Source organism: Sunxiuqinia sp. A32 (assembly GCF_052690465.1).
In genome coordinates, this window is sequence record NZ_JBQYLI010000008.1 from 16,769 (window position 1) to 37,149 (window position 20,381).

The 20,381-nt window shown below is 35.9% G+C and carries 29 protein-coding genes and 1 tRNA gene; 26 read left to right on the forward strand and 4 right to left on the reverse strand.

From position 1 onward, the window contains the following. Positions 1-226: 226 nt before the first annotated feature. The 14 genes from ACUNWD_RS09935 (at position 227) to ACUNWD_RS10000 (ending at position 11,342) form a co-directional block, all read left to right on the forward strand. Positions 227-1,510: a tyrosine-type recombinase/integrase gene (locus tag ACUNWD_RS09935; RefSeq protein WP_445587650.1), complete on the forward strand. Its 1,284-nt coding sequence runs from the start codon at positions 227-229 to the stop codon at positions 1,508-1,510. 4 nt (positions 1,511-1,514) lie between these two features. Then, positions 1,515-2,231, forward strand: a complete 717-nt coding sequence (locus tag ACUNWD_RS09940; protein WP_445587651.1) for a hypothetical protein — start codon at positions 1,515-1,517, stop codon at positions 2,229-2,231. Positions 2,232-2,344: 113 nt separating this feature from the next. Then, positions 2,345-2,530 (forward strand): helix-turn-helix domain-containing protein, encoded by a 186-nt coding sequence (locus tag ACUNWD_RS09945; RefSeq protein ID WP_445587652.1) that lies wholly within the window; start codon positions 2,345-2,347, stop codon positions 2,528-2,530. Positions 2,531-2,596: 66 nt separating this feature from the next. After that, the gene (locus ACUNWD_RS09950; RefSeq protein ID WP_445587653.1) at positions 2,597-2,782 is read left to right on the forward strand and encodes a hypothetical protein; all 186 of its coding nucleotides are present in this window, start codon (positions 2,597-2,599) and stop codon (positions 2,780-2,782) included. Further along, the gene (locus ACUNWD_RS09955; protein ID WP_445587654.1) at positions 2,779-3,507 is read left to right on the forward strand and encodes a conserved phage C-terminal domain-containing protein; all 729 of its coding nucleotides are present in this window, start codon (positions 2,779-2,781) and stop codon (positions 3,505-3,507) included. The genes ACUNWD_RS09950 and ACUNWD_RS09955 overlap by 4 nt, the downstream gene beginning before the upstream one ends. After that, positions 3,495-4,904 (forward strand): replicative DNA helicase, encoded by a 1,410-nt coding sequence (locus ACUNWD_RS09960; protein WP_445587655.1) that lies wholly within the window; start codon positions 3,495-3,497, stop codon positions 4,902-4,904. Before ACUNWD_RS09955 ends, ACUNWD_RS09960 begins: the two co-directional genes overlap by 13 nt. A 10-nt stretch (positions 4,905-4,914) precedes the next feature. Continuing rightward, entirely contained in the window at positions 4,915-5,139 is a 225-nt protein-coding gene (locus tag ACUNWD_RS09965; RefSeq protein WP_445587656.1) for a hypothetical protein, read from the forward strand. Next, entirely contained in the window at positions 5,063-6,181 is a 1,119-nt protein-coding gene (locus ACUNWD_RS09970; protein ID WP_445587657.1) for a hypothetical protein, read from the forward strand. Before ACUNWD_RS09965 ends, ACUNWD_RS09970 begins: the two co-directional genes overlap by 77 nt. Before the next feature lie 10 nt (positions 6,182-6,191). Then, positions 6,192-6,809 (forward strand): hypothetical protein, encoded by a 618-nt coding sequence (locus ACUNWD_RS09975; protein ID WP_445587658.1) that lies wholly within the window; start codon positions 6,192-6,194, stop codon positions 6,807-6,809. A gap of 18 nt (positions 6,810-6,827) precedes the next feature. Continuing rightward, positions 6,828-7,052: a hypothetical protein gene (locus ACUNWD_RS09980; protein WP_445587659.1), complete on the forward strand. Its 225-nt coding sequence runs from the start codon at positions 6,828-6,830 to the stop codon at positions 7,050-7,052. 21 nt (positions 7,053-7,073) lie between these two features. Then, a complete protein-coding gene (locus ACUNWD_RS09985) occupies positions 7,074-7,418 on the forward strand; it encodes a hypothetical protein (protein ID WP_445587660.1) in 345 nt (114 codons plus the stop codon). A 23-nt stretch (positions 7,419-7,441) separates the two neighbouring features. Next, positions 7,442-7,735 carry a DUF5681 domain-containing protein gene (locus ACUNWD_RS09990; RefSeq protein WP_445587661.1) on the forward strand — a complete coding sequence of 98 codons (294 nt, stop codon included), beginning with the start codon at positions 7,442-7,444 and terminating at the stop codon, positions 7,733-7,735. A 184-nt stretch (positions 7,736-7,919) separates the two neighbouring features. After that, a complete protein-coding gene (locus ACUNWD_RS09995; protein WP_445587662.1) occupies positions 7,920-11,084 on the forward strand; it encodes a phage tail tape measure protein in 3,165 nt (1,054 codons plus the stop codon). A gap of 18 nt (positions 11,085-11,102) precedes the next feature. Next, positions 11,103-11,342 (forward strand): hypothetical protein, encoded by a 240-nt coding sequence (locus ACUNWD_RS10000; protein WP_445587663.1) that lies wholly within the window; start codon positions 11,103-11,105, stop codon positions 11,340-11,342. Between the two features lie 89 nt (positions 11,343-11,431). Here ACUNWD_RS10000 and ACUNWD_RS10005 read toward each other — a convergent pair whose 3' ends face one another. Continuing rightward, the gene (locus ACUNWD_RS10005) at positions 11,432-11,710 is read right to left on the reverse strand and encodes a helix-turn-helix transcriptional regulator (RefSeq protein WP_445587664.1); all 279 of its coding nucleotides are present in this window, start codon (positions 11,708-11,710) and stop codon (positions 11,432-11,434) included. 174 nt (positions 11,711-11,884) lie between these two features. Between ACUNWD_RS10005 and ACUNWD_RS10010 the strand changes: the two genes are divergently transcribed. From ACUNWD_RS10010 to ACUNWD_RS10055, 10 genes are all read left to right on the forward strand, one after another. Continuing rightward, positions 11,885-12,181 carry a hypothetical protein gene (locus ACUNWD_RS10010; RefSeq protein ID WP_445587665.1) on the forward strand — a complete coding sequence of 99 codons (297 nt, stop codon included), beginning with the start codon at positions 11,885-11,887 and terminating at the stop codon, positions 12,179-12,181. 24 nt (positions 12,182-12,205) lie between these two features. Next, positions 12,206-12,466: a hypothetical protein gene (locus tag ACUNWD_RS10015; protein WP_445587666.1), complete on the forward strand. Its 261-nt coding sequence runs from the start codon at positions 12,206-12,208 to the stop codon at positions 12,464-12,466. A gap of 31 nt (positions 12,467-12,497) precedes the next feature. Beyond that, complete coding sequence (locus ACUNWD_RS10020; protein WP_445587667.1) at positions 12,498-12,812, forward strand: hypothetical protein; 315 nt, start codon at positions 12,498-12,500, stop codon at positions 12,810-12,812. 4 nt (positions 12,813-12,816) lie between these two features. Continuing rightward, positions 12,817-13,122 carry a hypothetical protein gene (locus ACUNWD_RS10025; RefSeq protein ID WP_445587668.1) on the forward strand — a complete coding sequence of 102 codons (306 nt, stop codon included), beginning with the start codon at positions 12,817-12,819 and terminating at the stop codon, positions 13,120-13,122. Beyond that, positions 13,112-13,495: a hypothetical protein gene (locus tag ACUNWD_RS10030; protein ID WP_445587669.1), complete on the forward strand. Its 384-nt coding sequence runs from the start codon at positions 13,112-13,114 to the stop codon at positions 13,493-13,495. The genes ACUNWD_RS10025 and ACUNWD_RS10030 overlap by 11 nt, the downstream gene beginning before the upstream one ends. A 58-nt stretch (positions 13,496-13,553) precedes the next feature. Beyond that, a complete protein-coding gene (locus tag ACUNWD_RS10035; RefSeq protein WP_445587670.1) occupies positions 13,554-13,769 on the forward strand; it encodes a hypothetical protein in 216 nt (71 codons plus the stop codon). A 540-nt stretch (positions 13,770-14,309) separates the two neighbouring features. Further along, a complete protein-coding gene (locus ACUNWD_RS10040; protein ID WP_445587671.1) occupies positions 14,310-14,495 on the forward strand; it encodes a hypothetical protein in 186 nt (61 codons plus the stop codon). A gap of 194 nt (positions 14,496-14,689) precedes the next feature. Continuing rightward, positions 14,690-15,034: a hypothetical protein gene (locus tag ACUNWD_RS10045; protein ID WP_445587672.1), complete on the forward strand. Its 345-nt coding sequence runs from the start codon at positions 14,690-14,692 to the stop codon at positions 15,032-15,034. Further along, complete coding sequence (locus ACUNWD_RS10050) at positions 15,031-15,594, forward strand: toxin-antitoxin system HicB family antitoxin (RefSeq protein WP_445587673.1); 564 nt, start codon at positions 15,031-15,033, stop codon at positions 15,592-15,594. The genes ACUNWD_RS10045 and ACUNWD_RS10050 overlap by 4 nt, the downstream gene beginning before the upstream one ends. 2 nt (positions 15,595-15,596) lie before the next feature. Beyond that, positions 15,597-16,025, forward strand: a complete 429-nt coding sequence (locus tag ACUNWD_RS10055; protein ID WP_445587674.1) for a hypothetical protein — start codon at positions 15,597-15,599, stop codon at positions 16,023-16,025. A gap of 126 nt (positions 16,026-16,151) precedes the next feature. Here the strand turns inward: ACUNWD_RS10055 and ACUNWD_RS10060 are convergent. The 3 genes from ACUNWD_RS10060 to ACUNWD_RS10070 form a co-directional block, all read right to left on the reverse strand. After that, a tRNA-Arg gene (locus tag ACUNWD_RS10060) sits at positions 16,152-16,225 on the reverse strand. Between the two features lie 71 nt (positions 16,226-16,296). Then, complete coding sequence (locus ACUNWD_RS10065; RefSeq protein ID WP_445587675.1) at positions 16,297-16,593, reverse strand: thiamine-binding protein; 297 nt, start codon at positions 16,591-16,593, stop codon at positions 16,297-16,299. After that, positions 16,580-17,326, reverse strand: a complete 747-nt coding sequence (locus ACUNWD_RS10070) for a hypothetical protein (RefSeq protein WP_445587676.1) — start codon at positions 17,324-17,326, stop codon at positions 16,580-16,582. Before ACUNWD_RS10070 ends, ACUNWD_RS10065 begins: the two co-directional genes overlap by 14 nt. 140 nt (positions 17,327-17,466) lie before the next feature. On the opposite strand from ACUNWD_RS10070, the gene feoB reads away from it, so the two are divergent. Next, entirely contained in the window at positions 17,467-19,923 is a 2,457-nt protein-coding gene (gene feoB / locus ACUNWD_RS10075; RefSeq protein ID WP_445587677.1) for a ferrous iron transport protein B, read from the forward strand. Positions 19,924-19,957: 34 nt separating this feature from the next. After that, the gene (locus ACUNWD_RS10080; RefSeq protein ID WP_445587678.1) at positions 19,958-20,158 is read left to right on the forward strand and encodes a FeoB-associated Cys-rich membrane protein; all 201 of its coding nucleotides are present in this window, start codon (positions 19,958-19,960) and stop codon (positions 20,156-20,158) included. The last annotated feature ends 223 nt before the right edge of the window (positions 20,159-20,381 follow it).

Sequence of the window (20,381 nt, forward strand, 5' to 3'; positions counted from 1 at the left end):
ATTTTCTTAGTTGCTTTTTTCGAGTGAACCTGAAGGGACTCGAACCCCTAACCTCCTGATCCGTAGTCAGAATTTAGATATTTCTCAATAGTGCTTCAATATTTCTCAAGACCCTTTGTTTGTTGATAACTTAGTGAATACTAAAGTGTTCATAAATACACAAAATAAATCAATATTATTTAAATTTGTGTGTCAAATTGTGTTATATGTTTTAAATTTGATACACATGGGAGCAACGATATCTATTTTTCTAGACACACGAGAGGAAAAGTCAGATGGACTTTATCCGTTAAAAATAAGAGCTACCTACGATAGGAAAAGGCGTTATTTTGGTATTCCCAAAGAGAAGGTGAATACAAAACTTTCTGATTCCAAGCTGGAGCCTTATCGATATGACGGCAAAGGAAATTTCTCAATCAAGAAGGATCTGTATGAAAAGATCATGAGCCCAAAAGCCCGGATGACGTTCAAAGAGCTACAGATTGTTTTTAAAGGCATTGAACTGGACGCCCAAAAGAAAGCAGATAGCTTAACTCCATTTACTTTTGATGGTTTTAAAAACCAGCTGACAATTAGGCAAAGCAGACAAAATAAAGTGTTTTCTCAATTCGAGGAAATGATCCAACAATTGAAAGATGATGATAGAATTGGGACCGCTAATAGCTACACGGATGCTAAAAACTCTTTGAAAAAATTTGCTTCAGGTAAAGAGGTGCAATTTGAGTATTTCACGGTTGATCGATTATCTAAGTATCAAAGTTGGATGGAAAGGAAAGGCAACTCTGATACTACAACTGGCATGTATTTACGTGCCCTTCGTGCTTTATTTAATTCAGCTAAAAAAAACGGAATAACAAATCATTATCCATTTGGGGAGGGAGATAATAAATTTACCATTCCCAAAGGGGGAGGAAGAAAGATAGCGCTTGAACGGCAAGAACTAGAGGCAATCTTCAATTATTCCTTACCTGAAAAACATCCGTACAGCTTTTTCCTGGATTCATGGAAGTTGATGTATTTATTAGGTGGTCTTAATCCCATAGACTTATGCCTACTCAAAGAAAATAATATTCACAATGGATTTATATATTTCGTTCGTCAAAAAACGAAAAGAACTGCAAAAAGGAAAAAGGAAATCAATATCCCATATTCTGGAGCAGCAAAGGCAATAATAGAAAAGTGGAAATATGTAAATCCAGATGAACCGTTCATGTTGCCTGTTTTGAAGAAAGATATGACAGCTAGCCAGGTTAAGGAGCAAACCAAAAAATTTGTAAAATCCGTTAATACTGCGATGAAGCATATTGCACCCAAACTAGGTATCGAAAAAAGGATTACTACCTATGTGAGTCGCCACAGTATAGCCACCCAGCTTTTAAGGGCCGGGGCTCCGGTCAAAATGATAGGAGATCAGCTAGGACATCACGACACTAAAACAACCGAAGCCTATTTAGAAGGTTTTGAAGATGATCAAATAAAGGAAGTATACAAACAAGCCATAAAGTTCTAAGCTAATGCACACAGATGAAAAAAATAATCCAAATAAAATAGAACTTGAAGGTTCAGTTCTACACAAGTACCTCTATTCATGGGAAAGATCTTACTCGGAAGTTATTGATTTAAGATACATCCCCGACTACAATAATAAATTAATAGCTTTTGAAAACTTAGTAAAAGATGAAAAACTTGAGAGTAGTTATGATGAGATGTTTATAGTTTGGCATGAAATAGCCTATAATTGGTACTTTATTAATTGGGGAATCGAAACAGATAGAGGTAAAAAGAATAAAAAACTAAAAGAAGAATTAGAGCTTTTTAAAGAAATGCTTGACAGTGGTAAAAGGATTAAGCTTAATATGCTTGAATTTGAAACAAAAAATGGTCACATCAAATTTACAAGTGAGATTCTGTTAAGAAATTTTTTTTCTTTTTGTCAAAAAAATGAACTTTCAAAATTTATTAAAGCACTAGAATCAGTTACAGACGATGAGCCCGAAACATCTGCCAAATATAGGGCCGAATTCTTAAGAAATAGTTTGTGGCCTTTTTTCCTTTTTTTGAAAGATAAAACATTTTATAGAAATAGCTCAAATTCAGATGTATATCGTTTTATTTATAGGTTTTGTATTACAATTGGAATAGATTGGGGGTATATACAATTGACAAAAACAAATCCTCCAGAAGAATATCTTCGTAGGACGTTTCATAAGCTCGATTTATTTACTAGCTAACCTATTAGGTCGAAATAAGTGATATTTTTATAAAAAACGACCTAAAGTTAAATTGGCTTTTAAAGTGTGCCAGTGGTAGCTTTGTTGTTAAATACTAATCAAAATAATTGGTTATGCAACAAAATTATACAATAGATGAAGCGGCTGAATTCCTTCGAATACCGGTAGGTACATTGAGAAAGCACCGCCCTTCCATCGGAGGCAGTAAATTAGGCCGTCGATGGGTATTTACTAAGGAAGAGTTAACAAATTTCATGAAACTAAATCGATCCAAGCCCTTACAGGAGCTTCAACAATAACTAAATATACCGGCTTTTCAGGTCATGGGAATTATCTAACAACTATGGAAACTAAAATAATGACCAATGAAAAGCTTAAAAACTCACGATGTAATCGAGTCTCGGGATACTGGTGAATTAAACATTGTCCCGATCAGAACTCCTATTGAACCAGTACCATTTGGCGACATATTACGGTTTACCGGCAGTTATGCTGAATGTGAAAGGTATGTCCGGAAAGTATTAAAGAAGCGATATGCAAAAACAGCATGACAGGTTGGATTAGTATATATCGAGAAATTCAAGATCACTGGATCTGGCAAGATGAGAGGCATTTAAAATGGTGGCTCACAATACTGTTGAATGTCAATCATGAGGAGAAGAAATTTCCAGTTGGATGTGATCTTTTTACATGTAAGCCTGGGCAATCATTCAAATCTATAGAACAGTGGACAGCCATGTTTTCATGCTCTAAAAAGACAACAGTTAAGTTCTTTGAGCTACTTGAAAAAGAGAAGATGATAAAGCGTGAAATACTAGGGAGGGGAAACCGAAGGAAACACCTATTAACAGTACAAAACTGGGATAAATTTCAAAGGAAGGAAACCGAAAAGGAAACTGAAACAGTACCGAAAACTACACCGAAAGAGTACTCGAATATACCCCCTAACAATAATGATAATAATGGAAATAAGAATGATATTAAAATTATAGTCGAATATCTGAATAGTAAATCAGGGAAGAACTTCAAGCCTAGAACTAAAAAAACACAATCATTGATTCAGGCAAGGATTAACGAAGGATACTCAATTGACGATTTCAAGAGGGTAGTTGATAATAAATGCTCCCAATGGTTAAACAAAGAACATGACCAATACCTCAGGCCAGAAACTTTATTTGGACCAAAATTCGAGGGCTATTTTAATGAGAAGCAGATCAATGGAAATCATAAAACTCAATCAGATACTTTAGAAAACTGGAGAAAATGCACGAATTAAATCAAATATATGGGAAATTACCTCCTCAGGCAGTTGATGTTGAGGAAGCCGTTCTAGGAGCTTTAATGCTTGAGAGAGATGCTTTCGAGTTGGTTAATGGGATTATTTGCGAAGAATCTTTTTATAAAGATGAGCACCGGATTATATATCACTCAATCAAGCTACTCACAAATGAAAATAGCCCTATTGATTTGTTGATGGTGACTCAAAAGCTTAAGGATCTTGGTGAGTTAGATGCAGTAGGTGGACCTTTATATATCACGAAACTAACCGGTAGGGTTGCTTCAGCATCACACATAGAATTCCATGCCCGTATCATAGCGCAAAAATTCATGCAGCGAGAGCTTATCCGATTATCAACAGATGCAAATTCAAAAGCCTACGATGATACTATTGATGTCGATGATCTTATTTCAGAGATTAAACATAAAATAGATCAAATTGAGAATTTGTCCTCCATTGACACCGGATCCCTTCAGGACAAAGTGTTAATTGAAACCATCAAAGAAATTGAGAATGATTGCGCTTTGCAACAAAAAGGCCATTCTCCCGGAATATCTACAGGTTTTAGAACTCTAGATGATTTTATAGGTGGCTGGAGATCTGCAAACTTAATCATACTCGCTGCTCGTCCAGGTATCGGGAAAACTTCACTGGCTTTGTTTAGTGCGAAAATAGCAGCACTGAATAGTAAATGGGTCAACTTCTTTTCGTTCGAGATGAAAAAAACGGACCTTCAGAAAGCTATGATTTCAGGAGAATCAGGGGTTAGTAGAACAAAGATCCGTGATGGCTACCTAAATAATGATGACTGGACAAAAATTAACTCATCAATTGGACAAATTGAAAAACTCCCTATTATATGGAATGATAGAGCCGGGATGACGGTGAATCAAGTTAAAGGTATCATTAGAAAAAATAGAAAAGCTGGCAGGTGTGACCTTGTTGTCATTGATTACCTGCAGTTAATAGCCCCCACTGACAAAAAGGCCATAAGGGAGCAACAGGTTAGCGAGATAAGTAGGGTGCTTAAGGAAATCAGCCTCAATGAGAATATTCCAGTTATTTGCCTTTCTCAGCTTAACAGGGAGGCTGATGATGTTGAACCTAAACCTTCACATTTAAGAGAGTCTGGAGCCATTGAGCAGGATGCTGATGTTATCCTATTCCCATGGAGACCCGGATATAATGGTAAAAAGATGACATCAGGTGAATTGATCCCTGAAAGTGAAATCAAGTTGATAGTCGGAAAAAATAGACGTGGGAGACGTGGGAGCTTCATGATCTATTGTAATGATGAAATGACACAGTTTTCAGAGGAGAAATATGAGATTACTCAGACTGAGACGGGATATGATCCTGATCAACGAATTGAAGCAAGTAACGAACCATTTTAAAATACAGGTCATGGGAAAATTAGTAGACAATATGGAATTTGAAAAAGTTGAAATCACTCGAAAATTATTCAACCGGTGCTCTCTTAGGGAGCTCATGATTATTGAATCAATGATGGACCGGGGGGAATTTCGGAGAATAGCAATTAAAAAAGAAGAAAATGAACGAATCGGAATTCAGAAAGAAGCTCTTAACGATTTTGCTCCAAACGGGCGATTTAACGCAATCCCAGCTTAACGAAGCTATCAATAAGATCAGCTTTGTTTTGACCAGGTATCGGCAGATCAACAGTCTTGATATATGGTGGGGAAATAACGCGCTCAAAAAAGAGATCCTGTCAATCCTGAAGGATATGTCATCCAATATAACTAATGCCACTGAAAGGCAAATTACAGCTATATGGGAAGCCACTGAGGAAAAGAATGATAAGATAGTACTGGATGCTTTAATGGCTGCAGGTGTAGCTGTATCAGCGGGGAAACTCTATAAATACTTCAATCGTGTTCTCCCTTCAGAAATCGATCCACAAACAACAATTAAAATAGATGCTTCAATTATAAAGATGCTTGGAAAATCTCCCCGGAATGTTGAGGCTTTGGAGGTATTCAGAAAACGAAAGATTAAAGGACTTGAGTTGTCTGAAAGAGTTTGGAGAATTCAGGAAAAGCAGGTCCTTCCGTTAATTGAATCACAATTAGCTGTAGGAATTGAAGAAGGATCCTCAGCTGCAACGATCAGTAGAGATTTAAGGCAGTACCTCAATAATCCGGAATCATTATTTCGTAGGGTAAGAAATAAAAAAGGCTCACTAGTACTGAGTCAGGCCGCAAAGAATTATAACCCGGGACAGGGAGTCTATCGATCAGCGTATAAAAATGCTATCCGACTTTCAAGAGAAGAAGTGAATCAAGCTTTCAGGTTGGCAGATCATGAACGTTGGCAGAAACTTGACTTTATCAAGGGAATAGAGGTAGGCTTATCAGCTCAACACCCGGTTTATGATATCTGTGATCAAGCTGCAGGAATATATCCAAAAGATTTTCAATTCCCCGGCTGGCACCCTCAATGTTTATGTCATGCCACACCGGTACTGATGAAAAGAGAAGATTTCCGAAAACATCTAAAAGGAGAAAAGGTCGAGCTGGATCCGGTTAAAGAGCTGCCTCAAGGCTTTCAGGATTGGCTTAAAGGGAATGAAGAACGGATAAAAAGCTGGAAGGGCAAACCTTACTTCATTAAATACAATACGAAAATAGTTGAACAAATTATTAATTTCTAAAATATCAAAAATGGAAAAAATTTACATTAACGAACAAAAAATTGAGGAAATTCTAAAGAACTCAAAGCTTTCTCTTAAACCAATTGAGCGATTTTGCAAAGTGTTAAAGGAAGAGGGTATTGATCCGAACATTGAGCATCTTGAAGGATTCATCAAAGATGGTCCAGAATACATAAAAACTGAGCTTATAAAGGGAGCTAGAGAGGACATATCGAAAATGAAAATAAAGTCCGAGAAATTAAAAAAGGCCTTTCTTAATGAAGCTATTGCTATAGACAATCAAATGTATCATAACATCCATATCGAAATTACAGCTAGCTTAAGAAAATGTCACATTTGGATTGGGGATATTGACTTACATGGACAAAAACCGGTTCTAAATAAATCATATAAAGACCGGATAAATCAGCAATATACTGTAACGCTGGAATTAGCTGAGCAAAAGGAATTCTGGGAAGAACTTCAAAAGCTGAGTGAATCATACAACAGACTGGAAGTATTAGCTGAAAAGATGGGTATCGAGAGCTTAAACGAGCATTTTGACCCGAATTATTTTAGCTGGTTTAAAATTGAAACATCCGGGAAGTACACTCGATTACAACCCGATCCAAGTGGCTTTTTAAAATAAACTTTAATACAAATTATCATGAAATCATTAGTGCCAATACAACTCACAGAAATAAGGAGAAGACTTTCAGAATGTAGAGATACGGGAATGGATCTGGATCAAACTATTAATTATTTCGATTCCGATATGTCCGTTACTCCTTCGGAATTCAGTAAAGATGAACTGACAACTGAGGATTATAAAAAGATCATGAACGGGGAGGGATTAAAAGGTGCTCCTGGGGCAATCGATTTAGGAATATAGAATTAAGGGAAAGGTGTAGCCATGAAAAAAGTATCAGAATTAAACGCAAATGAAAAGAGGAATCTCTTAAAATGTTTTCAGCGAGGAATCATTTCTCCAAAAGAAATTGATGAGGATACTTTGGTGATTGAAAACGCTGAAGATTGGTTTGAAAGCATTGTTAGACAAATATCGGCTCGAAGAAATAACACTCAATGTGAAAAATTGATTGTGATTTATGATCCTCTGAGAGGTTATATTCAAGCTTGTGAGGATATAATCATGAATAACGTCAAGAAGAAACGAGCGAATCTTTTTGAAGGGGTTGCTCCTTTTAATGTGATCAACTTGGGGCCAGGAGAGGACCCAGAAAGTAAATCTCTGTAAACAACAGACAAAAAACAGGAGCAATGTCAAAATTCAAGAAAGGTGAATCCGGAAATCCGGGAGGGAGGCCAAAAGGATCTAAGAATAAAGCAACCGAAAACCTCAGGGATGTTATTTCAGGGGTTTTGAGTAAAGAGATGACACCTACAAAACTGAAAAATATTTTAACAAAACTGGAGCCAAAGGACAGGTTGAGCTATATGATTAAACTGGCTGACTTTGTACTTCCACGACTTAAACAAACAGATCTTAATCTTGAAATTGACAACCTTTCTGAAGAGCAATTGACGATTTTGATACAAAAGATTATAGGATAATCAAGGGGCTGATTAGTAGGGTTATAGTAGTTCTTGATACAAAAGAAATATTCTGAAAATTAAACAATAAGATAAAATTTGAATGAAAATGATTTTGCAATTGTTTAATAAACAGATAATTAGCTTTTTAATAAACACAATGTTAGCTATAAGACAATAACAAAACAAAAGGAGGAAAATAGATATGTCATCAATACATTTCGAATCAACTTACGATGATAGTAAACTTCTGGCAGGGATCCGGAGGTCAAATATGACTGTAGATCAATGGGCAAAGAACACCATGCGAAGGACTGCAGGAGTTGGTACTGCTTTCGGCAACATGAGTACCGGGATATTAGGATCTGCAGCTAAAATGGGAGTTGCCGGTGGAGTTATGGTTGCAGCTTTCAAGTTCAAACAGATAGCTCAGGAAGCTTACGATTTTGAGACAGCGTTTGGAATGGCCATGAGGGAAGTGCAGACTATCTCAGTAGCTGTTCAGGATGATATTGAGGGTATTTCCAAGAAGATCGTTGATCTTGCAGCAAACGGACCGGATGATGCTATCAAATTGGCTAAGGCTTATTACCAGATAGTATCTGCAGGTTACGATGGGGAGCAGGGATTAAAATTACTGGATATTGCCACTAAAGCAGCAACAGCCGGATTAACAGATACTACAACAGCCGCGGATGGTTTAACATCAATCATTAATGCATGGAAGCTGGAAGCTACTGAGGCTACAAAGGTGGCTGATGTGATGTTTAAAACCGTTGAGCGTGGTAAAACTACCTTTGGGGAATTGGCTTCAAATATTGCACAGGTAGCACCGCTGGCAGCAGCAAATGACATCTCCTATAATGAGATTTTTGCAGCTATTCAAACCCTGACCAAACAAGGTACATCAACAAGCGAAGCGATCACTCAGATCAGATCTTCCATTATTGGAATGAATGAAGCTTTAGGTGATGGCTGGCAAAAGACTATGACCTATCAGGAAGGACTTCAATCAGTAGTTGATATGGCTGGTGGCTCTCAGAATAAGCTCAAAGAATTATTGGGCCGTGTTGAAGGTGTAAATGCTGCTTTAGCTATCACTGGTAAAAATGCAAAGGGAGCTGCTGAAGATATGGAAGCCAACGCTACTGCATTAGGAGCTATGGAGACTGCCTATGGTCGAATGATGGAAGAGGCTGACAATAAGTGGGCAGTTGTCCATAATAAATGGAATAGGCAATTAAGAGAATTTGGAGTTTACCTGAAAGAAGCATCTACGGAGGTTGCAAATTTGCTTGATATACTCCTCACTGACAAGCAAGCAGATATTATTGATCCGGGAGCGCAAAAGATCGTTGATGGTGTGGTTAACAGCATCTCAAGTTTAACAGATAAGGATGCCAAACTAAGTGCTATTATTGGTAAGATAAATGAACTAAGGTCAAAACGGATTGATGAGTTAAATCCTACAATAACCGGATTAGAAGATCAACAGCCTGGATGGTTCAGAAGAAATGTAGAATCATTAAATGCTGGTTTAGGATTAGGATCTGCATTTACCCCCGGCAGGACAAAGCAGGCTGAACTAGGATTATACAATAACCAACTACAGATTACCAAGCAAGCCGAAGAAGAATTGTTAAAGCTCTACGGTGAAGTTTTCAAGGAAGCTGATAAGGCAAATGATAAAAAAAGAGAAACAGCTGAAGAGAAAGTTCGCACCCTGAAAGATATGATCAAGGAGTATGAGAATCTACAAAGTGAATTAGGAGCCGGGACTGTAGTTGATGATGTCAATATCCTTTCTGAAATGGAGGTAATTCGGAATGAGATCCGGGATTATTATGAAAAGATCCGGGAGATAAAAAAAGTTGATGCTCCTGAAGAACTAACAGCGATTAATCCTCAATTGGAATCTAATGAGATCGAGGACGTTCGTATTGAATCTGACAAAATCCTGAAGATTGATAAGCAACGTCGGCAGGTAGCACAAGAACAGGCTGATGCAATTAAAGAGCAAAATGATCGGCTAACCATGCAAGAAGTATTGTCAGAGGCAGCTCATGATATTTTCAGTGATACATCAGAAATTCTAGGAGCTTTAAGTTATGCCATTTCCGAGATCGATAGTGATTTAGGTGAGTCTGTTGGTAAGATGGCTGATTTAGCTTACAATGCTGCCAATCTAGCAGCAAATCTCTCTTCTGGAAATTTGGTAGGAGCTATAGCATCTGGAATAGGAATTCTTGGATCACTTTTCTCAGGTATGTCCGAATCAACAGAATCGCTTGCAGAGGCCCAACAAAGAGTAAATGAGAAAGCACTTGAACTTAACGACATCCTAAGAGAACAAATTAAACTATTGGTTGATGCTGGTCTAATTTCAATGAGTGAAGGTAGACAAAGAGATCTTACCACTTTGAAAGAAGAGTTGGAGCTAAATAAAAATGAGTTCGAAAAATACATTCATTTTATCCTTGTTGAAGGAGAACGGACTGGGGTATCTTTTAAAAAGATAATGGATACAGTCTATGGGAATGCGTGGGGAGCCCAGGAATTAAATGAAGCATTAAAGAATTTGGATTTACTTGGAGATAAGTTCCTTGAACTAACTGGGTATATTGGTTACAGCAACTATCCCTTATCAAACGCTTTTGCTTTCCCTTCTTTTGATGAAAATGAGTTCAATGAATCTGTCAATAAGCTTATTCAAACAGCTGCAGATTTAAGTGAATTACATGGTGCTGATTTAGGTTTTGATTCAAATGACATTGCAAATACGATAGTTGACGGGATTGAAGAGGGACTGAAACTGTCAGAAAGTGGACTTGGACAGTGGACTGATAAGTTCAAGTTGTTTTTATCTTCGGCAGGATATGAAGCATTGAAGGTTATACTTCAGGATCAATTCTTATCAGGATTTACCGAAAACTTCAAAAAAGCCATGAGTGATGGATCTCTTGAAGGTGACTTATACGGATCCGGAGGTCTCATCGATCAATTTAAGCAAGGTATAACTATCGCGAACGATTATTGGGCGAAGTTCAATGATGGGCTTGGTGAATTTTCCTTGGATCAATCTAGTCAATTAAGTCAATCTGGATTAGTTGGCTCGATTCGTAGGGACCTGACAGAAGAAACAGGTGGAGAACTTGCCGGGATTCTTCGTAAATCTTCTGATGATACCAGGCAAATTCGAGACTATACAGCTGATGCAGTGGCTCACATGGCAGCTATTGAAGCGAATACCCACAGGACAGCTGAAGGTGTAGAAAGCTCAGTTGTAGAGCTTCAAAATGCCGTGACAGAATTAAAATCTATTAATAGTAATACTTCACCATCACAAACGGGGAGGGATATGGGATTGTAAAAACCTAAAATCAATACAATGAAAAGAATCGAGAATTTAAGTAAAGAAGAAAAGATCCAGCTTTTAAAAGATCTGGCAGCCGGTAAGATCTCAGTAATTGACGGGGAAGTAATTAGAGAAGGAGTTGTTCTGATTGAGAAAGACGGGAAATACTACGTGAATGAATACCATGAAAGCAAGCATGGTGTAACTCATGATGAATTTTTAGAAAAATTTAGAGGTGAGACAGTTATAATTTTGCCTCACAACAGTAGATAAACCATTCAGGTCATGGAACCGGGGCAGATGTTAAAGTCTGCTCTTTTTATTAATCTGGTAGATAGATTGATTGGCAAAAGGGCGGGTGTTTACCTGCCCTTTAATTCTTTTAAAAGTTCTTCAATGTCCTCAATAGAATCAATGGCGTGCATTTCATCTCCAATGCGGACAGAACCGGTTATTTTGCGATCAGTGAACAATTCAGAGATTTCAACCTCAAGTGCATCAGCAATCTTTGAAAGTGTTTCTAACGTTGGATTCCCACTTATTTGTCTGGAAAGGGTTTCACGCGTAATATTTAGCTTTTTAGCTAAGCCTTGAACGGAAGTATTCTTCTTAGAACATAGCTCTTTAATTCGGAGTTTCATCTTTTTTATTTCAAAGGTAATCAATTTGATATTAAAATATCACATATGTTTATAAATATTCATTTTGATGTTAAAAATAAGTCATCAAAAATTTGATTTGTGTGATATTAAGATGTATGTTTGTCTTGAGTGAAATACATTTAAATATCACGTATTAATTTTAAAAATTTAGCTATGAAAGGAATAATTTATCAAGTAGACAGTGAGGATTTGAAAGAGGCCCTAAGGGATATATCAGAACAAGCCATTCTTGGAAGGTTCGAGGACAGGTTGGTTGGTGTGAATACCGTAGCCGATATCCATGGTATAAGCCGTGACACGGTTTTAAGACGGATGAATGACGGCTTTATTTATCCGATAAATGAACCTGGGAAACACTACAAATTTCCACTCTCAGAAGTTTTGAAAATGAATTTTAAAACGATGAGAAAGCAGCTTCAATTTGGGAAACCTAAAAATTACACCGATTAACCTCAAGTAATAACCGAATAAATCATGGAAGCAACAAAAAAAGAAACCATCAACGAGTTAATAGCTGGAATCTGGGAACAGAGTAAACATGCCCACGAGCAAGCTCAAAAAAGGTTGGATGCAGCTATTCGCATGAGTGAACAGATTGATCGTTGGGAGAGAACAAATAATCAATCTGCCATGGTAGTTAAAAACCACAGGTTGAAGGTCATTCACAAAGAAAGAAATATGATCCTGCCAAAGGGATTAACACCTCAATCAACACACCTTAGAATAGTCAGATAAACAAATTAATATCAACTAAATTTTTTTAATCATGGAAAAATCTAAAGTAAAAACAGCCACTGAAAAAATCAGCGATGGAACAATCAAAATTGAGAATGGGAAATTGATAGGTCTGGGACATGGTAATGACAGTATCAATATAAAGGCTCTGGATGATTTTCTTTTTAATTTCAGCAAAAATGAAGTAATCAGGACATTGAGCCATACGATTACCGGCATAGGTCGAACAATATCGTATTTGGCAATTGACCACTCGGAGTTACTTGACAGTCATGTTAACTTTATGCTCCCGGAAGAACATCATTTATACAAGCTTAATGAAATCCTTAACCTTTTTAACGAATAGAACCATGGAAAAAGTAATTATAAAAAGCAACGGGAGAGACATATCCTGTCAACTTACCAATGATGGACAATTAGTCATCGACAAACAAGATCCTATTGATCTTAAAGGTATGGTTTCTTTGCTGACTCTGTATGATTTCAATCAATACATTGAGTCTATAAATGAAATATTCTATTCATTATCACAACTAGGGGCAAAACTTATCGATACTCAAGATGAAAACCTTCTATGCTCTTTCCTAAGCCCAGACGATATATATGTGTTGAAAGCCCTGAAAGATTCCCTGAAAGAGATGAAGAATGAAGGTTAATCTCAAAATTTTAGGACTCAAAGTCGCAACCTTATATCCGGAGTTGGCGAATAAACTCACAGCTGAACCAAAGCTGGAAGATATTTCCCTGATTCCGGATATTCATAAAAATTACTTCGATAGTAAAGTTGATGTTGAAACAAGATATCAGTTTATTGCCGTAGTTTTGTTATTGTATGATCCCGACTCATTTGGAGGATGGACCAAGCTATTAAAGCGAGGGATTAGGCCGATAATAGCTTCAAGGTTTGGAATAGCCAACTGCAGCGTTTCACATGCGATTGAATCTGTGCGAAATTATTACAACGTTTACAAGGGTTTTAAGGACCAGGTCAATGAGAAGTACAAACAGGTCTTGAAACATTATAAATAACTGCAATATGGAATTATCTGAACACACACTAAGGCAAATGCTTTTGACCGCAGCCAAAATGGGAGCTCGGCAAGTTATAGATGAACTAGGCCTTAGCCCAAAACACTTCACTCAGAATCAGGCAGAAAGACGATATGGTAAGAAGAACATCGCTATGTGGCGAAGTGACAAAGATATCATTCCAGTTAAAATTGGGAACAGGATTTACTACGATAAATTAAGACTAGATCAGCTCTCCTCAATAAATAAATTAATTGAAAGGCATGGAGGGTGATTTAATCAAAATATCAGAATTACACAATAGGTTTCATATCCAAGAAAGATAAACGGATCCTATTTGATTATGTCCGGGAAGTTGTATTCCATGGAGTAGGGGAGCTGAATGATCAATTTATATCACACTTCTTAATGACTTCTCATCCGGATTATGGGAAACCTGATGAGAATGGTATCGTTACTATGATCTGTTGAATTTTTGGAGTCCATAAAAAAGGGGAAATGCAGAATTTGCAGAGCTATAAAAAAGGGAATCAATCCAGCATTGACTTTTAGATATATTTCACATAACTTTACTTTACAAAGTTTGACAGGAGTCTCTGGTCAGGGGTGGCGGAGACTATCACTTGATAGACCCTGCGCTCGCGGGGTTTCCTTTTGATCAATATATCTGATAATAAAAACGAATTTTATTAAACGGAACCAATAGATTATAAATAGTTTGAAAAACGTTTAGAATTTCGTAAACTTACATATTGAAAATTAACTAAGATTAGTTTTATTTTCAATTCTCAAAGTCACCCAAAATATGAAAAACATGGAAAATATTGCATTTGTTGGGGATGGTGGAATTATTTACCATATATATATTGATAAAATACTTTATTATTCAATTAATGATAGATCTGATAGTATTACATTTTGTTTTGCATCAAGCGAGATGTTAAATCTAAGGATATCGGAAAATAGAAAATCTATCGAGTTTTTAATGAAGGGTAAATAAAATATTTATCAGTTTTTAGAATAACCTAACAGATATCATAATTCTTTGATTGTTTGTAAAATTATTGTTATTAAATTGACTTTTTAAATATTAGTGTAATGTGCACATTATTAGATTGTTAGTTGTTTTGTTTTAAAATGTTAACATTATAAATTTGTCCATTTGTTTAAAATGGTATTATATTTGGTATCAAAATGAAGATTTTTGGCGTAAAAATACCTGAAGAGCCGACACTTGAAGAGATTGAACATTTGATAATAAAAATAAAAAAATTTCAAGGTAACGAATTGGAATTTAATGATATTGTCAAGTTGTGTAGCTTATTGGATATTGTTTTTGATCCGAAACTGAATAAAGGTGGATCATTGATGAAATTTAGGTCTATGGATTTAGTAAATGTTCCAGGATATACCCATGGTATTTTTAGTGTTCATGTCATTCATAAGGGTAAGTCAAAAAGAATGGTTTATAAAAGAAATTTTCCTGAAATACTAAAACATATAAATAAAGTCATACAAATAAAAAGATATAAAAGATGAAAAACCTAGAGTATTATAAAGGTCTTGATTACAAGATGATAATTGAAAAGCAGAGTTTTGAAGGGGAAACTTTTTTTGTTTGTTTCTCTGAAGAACTTGGCAGATACTCTTGTTTTGGACAGGGAGACAGTGTAGAAGAGGCTATTAAGAATTATCAAGTAGAAAAAGATTTTTTTATCGAAACACTGTGTGAGGAAGGATTAAAAGTTCCTGAACCAAGTAAAGAGCAAAGTGAGTTATTGAGTGGGGTATTTAACGTACGAACGGATCCAGCAACTCATACAAACTTGGCTCTTCAGGCTAAGAGAAATAATCTTTCTTTAAATCAGTATGTAAATAAACTTTTGCATGAGGGGAGTGCTTTAAGCTCAGTTACGGATATCCTAGTTCCAAAACTTCAAGAAATGACAAACATGATTGTTGCTCATGACTGTAGTGTAAAGGAGCAATTCAAAGAGTTTTGGTTAAATATTGGTCTCAAAAATATTAAATCTAAAATAAGTTCTGGCTGGAATGAGGAAATGGGAAATGAATTGGAATTTAGTGATATAGCGGCATAATTATGAGTAAATATAAAATGACACCTCAAGAATATCGTAAAATTCTTACAAAAGTTGAATTGGACGAAATAACTCTTGTGGAATTAAAGGCAAAATATTCTGAAGAATCTATTAAGGAGAATATTGGACTTAATATTAGAGAGACTTCAAAACATGAATTTAAGGATAGTAAATTGATGATATATATGCTTTTTACTTTCGTTGCAAAAAATAAAGATAGTGGGAAAGAGGTCATTCGCGTTAGTGTTAGATATAGAGTGGATTTTGATATTGATTTAGAATTTAAAGATGAAGTGAGTGTTGAATTTGTAAAGATATTGACGGATAATACTGTCAGCATTACGTTGTGGCCGTATTTTAGACAGGAATTACAAAGTGCAATGTCGAAAATGAATTTACCTCAGATCGTTCTGCCTTTTAAAAGAAAATAGAATCTATATTAATATTTAAAAAAGGGTGTTAAGGCACCCTTTTTTTATACATTAGTGTTTCAAGTTGTGTATCAAATAAAAAAGAGCTACAAATTTTGAATCTTTGTAACTCTTTGATTTACTGAGTGAACCTGAAGGGACTCGAACCCCTAACCTCCTGATCCGTAGTCAGGTGCTCTATCCAATTAAGCTACAGGTCCGTGATTGCTTTAAAGCGCTGCAAATATAATACTTTTCAGATATAATGATCAAGTAAAATGTGATTTTTTTCTTATCCGTATTTCTCCATTTTGTCGGCAATTGTTACATCTGCCTGAAATACAGTTTGAATCTTAATGTAAGTCATTAATTTTTCTGTGCCATTTTTTTCTAATTTTTCATGAACTTTCTTTATTAAAGCCATAATTTCATTAAATTCTCCTTCAATAACGGTTTCAAATGGGCACACTTTGTAGGGTAATCCGGAGGCGATTATTTCTTCAATGGCAAAATCTACCAGTTCGTAACTATTTCTACCTTCAGCTTGTGGTAAAACTTGTAGAGCTACATTTATTTTATTCTTCTTCATCCTGATCTTTCTTGTGATTTTCTATAAATGAGGTAATTTCTTCTGCTGTTAAAGCTTTTACGTTGGTAATGATTATATCATCATTTAAAAATCCACCATACTGATTGCATTCTTTAATAAATGAACTTAAAACATCGTGTAGATTTTGTTTTAATGGAAACAGAAATAAGCAGAGGGCAAATCCATTTTCAAAGTTTACTTCTTCCAGTTCCCCATCACATTTTTTTAAATAGAAAGCCAACTCACCTTTAACAATATTCTGCTGAGATTCTGAAAACTCTTCACTGAGATCATTCTTCATGACTGCAGCAAAATATCTAATTTTCTGATCTTTGCCTCCCAGTCCCGTCGAAATAAATACCTGCTGCTCGTCAAGCAAGGAACTTTGTAATAGCATCCTACTTTCCTGTAAGGCTAATACTGCCCAGGCACGCAGCTTTCCCCGTGCTTTCTTATGAAATGCTTCAATTGTTCGAAATGCTTCAACATCATCAACCCCGGCAAGCCAAACCAACAATTCCTTCTTCTCTTCTTTACTGGCATCTTTATTCGAAAGAATTTCTGAAGCAGTTTCTATAATATTGTCAGGTACATCTCCACTTCTGACTGCTTTGGCGGCATCAAAGTATTCCATTTGAAGTTCAACATCTATTTTTTCTTCTAAAATGCTAAAATTGTCAGGAAGCGAATCAATTGCCTTTTGAATTTTCTTTAAATTATTTTCATCCATCATAAATCGTTAATTCTACAAAGTTAAACGAATGATAAAACCCTCGATGGCTTTTCCTGTTTTTTTGGAAGTTTTTTTAAAAACTTAAATATCTTTGCTGCGTTATTTTTATTTAATTCAAATTAGCATAAAAGAAATCTTGTGTGAGGCTTTCTGAAATAAGAAATAATGAAACAGTCATCATAACCAAGGTGCTTGGGCACGGTTCGTTCAGAAAAAGGATTACTGAAATGGGATTTGTGAGGGGTAAAGAGGTGAAAGTAGTCAAAAATGCTCCATTCAAAGGTCCGATTGAATTTAAAATTCTGGATTATAATATTACTTTGCGACGTTCCGAGGCAACTTTAATAGAGGTTGTATCATTAAATGAAGCGAAATCAAAGGTTCATGCTAATTATGAAGGAGTCATTGATCAGGAAATATTAAAGCGCTCGGCTACTGAAAAAGGCAGGGAAATCAACATTGCTTTGGTAGGAAATCCCAATTGTGGTAAAACAACCTTATTTAATTTTTTATCTGGATCAAAAGAACATGTAGGAAATTATAGTGGAGTAACGATCGATGCAAAGAAAGCCAGTTTTAAAAAAAATGGCTATCGGTTTAATCTGATCGATTTACCCGGAACCTATTCATTAACGGCCTATTCGCCGGAAGAAATTTACGTTAGAAAATATATTTGGAAAGAGACACCAGACATTGTGATTAATGTGGTGGATTCTTCCAACTTAGAGCGAAACCTATTTTTAACCACTCAATTAATCGACATGGACATCAAAGTGATTTGTGCTTTGAATATGTACGATGAATTACTTAAGAATAGGGATCATTTTGATTACCAACGCTTGGGGAAAATGATTGGGATTCCAATTATACCAACCGTTAGCTCAAAGGGAAAAGGAATTGATGAATTATTGGAGAAGTCGATTGATGTATATGAAGATCGTGATCCAATAATGAGACATATTCACATCAATTATGGTGCGGAAATAGAGAAGTCAATATCCCGGATGCGTCCAATTATTAAAGAGAATCGTCCGATTATTGATAAAATATCGTCTCGTTTTCTCGCAATTAAATTGTTGGAAAAGGATAATGAGACTTTCTTCAATCTTTCAAAATATGCCAATTTTGATGAAATAAAGCGAATTACCACCGAAGAATGTCAACGAATTGAAAGTTTATACAACGAAGATAGTGAGACCATAATTACAGATGCGAAGTATGGTTTTATTGCTGGTGCATTGAAGGATACTTTTAAGCAAAATAGAAAGCCAGCTAAGTCTGATTCCGAGAGGATTGATCGATATTTGACACATCCACTTTTAGGAATGCCTATTTTTATGATCCTCATTTTTGGTGCATTTTATGCAACGTTTAAGTTGGGAAATTTTCCAATGGTTTGGATCGAAAACCTTGTTGCCTCGTTAAGTAGTTTTGTAGCGGGAATAATGCCTTCGGGAATGTTACGAGACTTATTGACGAATGGGATAATTGATGGCACCGGGAGTGTTCTGGTGTTTTTACCAAACATTCTTATTCTGTTCTTTTTTATCTCTCTGATGGAAGATTCCGGCTACATGGCAAGGGCTGCTTTCATTATGGATAAGGTGATGCACTTTTTTGGATTGCATGGTCGATCGTTTATTCCAATGGTAATGGGCTTTGGTTGCAATGTGCCTGCAATTATGGCTACACGGACTCTTCGCAGTCCTGGCGACCGTCTGCTTACGATGTTGATTATTCCTTTTATGTCCTGCAGTGCAAGATTGCCGGTATATGTTTTGTTTATATCTGCCTTTTTTCCGGACAACCCGGGCTTAGTGTTGGCAGGTATTTATTTTGCTGGAATTTTCCTGGCATTTATAACTGCTCAGATTTTCAATAAGACTATTTTTCGAAATAAGGAAACTCCATTTGTAATGGAATTGCCTCCTTATCGGGTCCCAACGTTAAAAAATATTATGGTTCACATGTGGGACAAAACCTATCAATATTTGAAGAAAATTGGAGGCGTGATTTTAATTGGTGTAATCATTATCTGGGCATTGGGATATTTCCCAAGAGAATCTGAACATTCGAAACAATTATCCGATCAAATTGAAATTCTTCAGGCGAATAATTCGGCAGATCAGGATTCGAAGATAAAACAACTTGAATTAGAAAAAGAGTCGGTAAGACTTCAAAATTCCTATTTGGGGCGTATTGGTGATTTTATAGCACCAGTAATGAAACCACTTGGGTTTGATTGGAAAATGAGTGTGAGTTTACTTGCCGGGCTTCCTGCAAAGGAAATTATTGTTAGTACTATGGGCGTTTTATACCAGGTTGATAATGATGATAGTGGGGCAGGACTCGCTCATAAATTAAAGCAAGAGACATATCTTCAAGGGAATGACAAAGGTAAACAGGTTATTTCAATTCCAGTGGCTTTGGCCTTTTTGGTTTTTGTATTGATTTATTTCCCTTGTATTGGAGTAATTGCGACCATTAAGAATGAATCAGGTAAACTATTTTGGGCCTTATTTGCTATGCTTTATACAACAGCATTGGCATGGGTACTTGCATTTTTAACTTTAACGGTGAGTAGCCAGTTTTTCTGATGAACAAATAATATAAGTTATCCATTCTATTTATATGATCCAGGAAATTCTTACATATATTATTGTTTTAGGAGCTTTTACAGCCGCCGGATATAAGATTTATCAAGCTTTACCAATTAATAAAAAGAAGGCTACAGACGGAAAATGCGGAAGTTGCACAACTGGGTGTGCTCTTAAAGATCTGAATGGTGCCCCTGAATGTCCTACAGAAGATCAGGTTAAATTTTATTTGTAAGTAAAATTATCCTTTCGTTATTTTCATTCTCCCATAATAAGACCAATATATAAATAGGAAAAGGATTGTGAATATTGCATTTGTTGCTGAAAATGCATTGCTATTTATCCAGATAGCTGGTAGAAATAGAATAATGATTTGTGAAAATGAGTAAACGAAAAGACCCGACCTTTTCCATTTTGATATTAAAATTACCCCATACAATGAGACTGCATAAAGTAAT